The organism is Bacillus sp. JJ722 (genome assembly GCF_036963345.1).
GTDB lineage: Bacteria > Bacillota > Bacilli > Bacillales > DSM-1321 > Bacillus_AD.
Genome location: NZ_JBALMO010000410.1, coordinates 357 through 2,042 on the forward strand (window position 1 = coordinate 357; position 1,686 = coordinate 2,042).

The 1,686-nt window shown below is 31.5% G+C and carries 3 protein-coding genes; all 3 read left to right on the forward strand.

All coding sequences use genetic code 11. The features are described from left to right. Positions 1-58: 58 nt before the first annotated feature. The 3 genes from V7014_RS26890 (at position 59) to V7014_RS26900 (ending at position 1,608) form a co-directional block, all read left to right on the forward strand. Positions 59-448 (forward strand): SHOCT-like domain-containing protein, encoded by a 390-nt coding sequence (locus tag V7014_RS26890; protein WP_335512148.1) that lies wholly within the window; start codon positions 59-61, stop codon positions 446-448. Between the two features lie 10 nt (positions 449-458). Beyond that, positions 459-740 carry a hypothetical protein gene (locus tag V7014_RS26895; protein WP_335512153.1) on the forward strand — a complete coding sequence of 94 codons (282 nt, stop codon included), beginning with the start codon at positions 459-461 and terminating at the stop codon, positions 738-740. A gap of 340 nt (positions 741-1,080) precedes the next feature. Next, positions 1,081-1,608: a dihydrofolate reductase family protein gene (locus tag V7014_RS26900; protein WP_335512149.1), complete on the forward strand. Its 528-nt coding sequence runs from the start codon at positions 1,081-1,083 to the stop codon at positions 1,606-1,608. The last annotated feature ends 78 nt before the right edge of the window (positions 1,609-1,686 follow it).

A 1,686-nucleotide genomic window follows, 5' to 3' on the forward strand; every position in this document is an offset into this window, starting at 1 on the left:
GAAATTACACCAGAAGAAGCCATTAAACTCTTAAAAGAGGAATAGGGAGGAATTTATCATGAAAGAGGAAATTACAAGAGTATTAACAATGGTTCAAGAAGGGAAGATTGATGCAGATAAGGCATCAGAACTGATTGCAGTATTAAAAGAGAAAGAAGAAACAGGTAATCAGCTTGTTGAAAAAACGAGTAACTACTTAGATAAAACATTAAAAGTTCGTGTTGTGTCAGCCGAAAATGATAACGTCACAGTTAATTTACCTATAAAACTGGTCAAGGTAGTATTAATGGCTGGGCACAGCATCGCAGCGAGTATTCCTCAATCGGAAAAATACGTGAAAGATATAGACATCAACCTTATTGTGGAAGCAGTCGAAAACGAATTAGATGGACAAATTATTGATATTAAATCGGCAAACGGGGATACCGTTTCGGTCTTCATTGAATAGTGAATTGCTTATGATGCACGTAAAAGTGAAAGCAAAAGACGTTCATTTTAACTTTCCAATTCCATATGCTATTTTAAACGTTGTTATTTCCATTTTGGCTTCAAAACTTTTTCAGCAAAATCTAAACAAATGGACAAAAGAGTACTTCGAAAAGAAAAAACTGGACTTTACCTTTCCACTAATAGACAAAAAAACGCTAAAGCCTATCGTCAAGGAACTGAAAAATTATAAAGGGATCGTGCTAGTAGATGTCAAAGCTAAGGACGGTACGGAGGTTAAGGTTAGGCTATAATTTATTATAGAATACACCGACCACTGACTGGAATTTTGAAGAAAAAGTTAATTTCTTACTTACAATACCGAGAAAATTGTAAAAAGACAATAAAGTTATTCAATTTTAAAAGAACTATTCTTCACTAAATTAATGAAGTGTCACTTCTACTTAATGAAATAGCCTTTATAATCAATTTTTGTAGGTATTTCATAAAAAACTAAATCTGTTTAAATACTTTTAGTAACCTTCTATCAGTCAATGCGGTAGAAGGTTTTGACGTGTATTCGTCCTTTTTAAATAATGACAAGTTTTGTCGTATACTAATTCTATCATCTTAAAAAAAGGAATGGAGATTTATATGAAAAAACAGCGTAACATTATTTTATACATTGGTACTTCAATTGATGGCTATATTGCAAATGATGATGGTACATTAGAATGGTTAGAATCAACAGAAGCAGAAGGAGATTCTGGCTACAATTCACTCCTTGAAAGAATTGACACTGTTGTTATGGGAAAAGGAACTTATGATGTCATTCGTGGATTTGATATGGATTATCCATATAGTGATTATAAAAATTATGTATTTTCTAAATCTGTTAGTGGATCAGATGAATATGCTTCATTTATTGATGAAGATGTCAAAACCTTCATTAGAAATATAAAACAAAAGTCTGGTAAAGATATATGGTTAATTGGTGGAGGAAACTTAGCTCGTGAATTTTTTAAAGAAAATTTAATTGATGAATTCCAGCTAGCCATTGCACCTGTTATTTTAGGGAAAGGAATCTCCCTTTATAACGGAGATGATATTACTCTAAAATACACATTAACCAAGGTAGAAAAATTAGGTCAACTTGCTATGCTTCATTATATTAAAAAATAATTTTCATCATCTTTCCCTTTTTTAGTAGGGAAAGATTTTTACCTTTTCAATTACCTTTTTTACTGAGAACATTTCGAA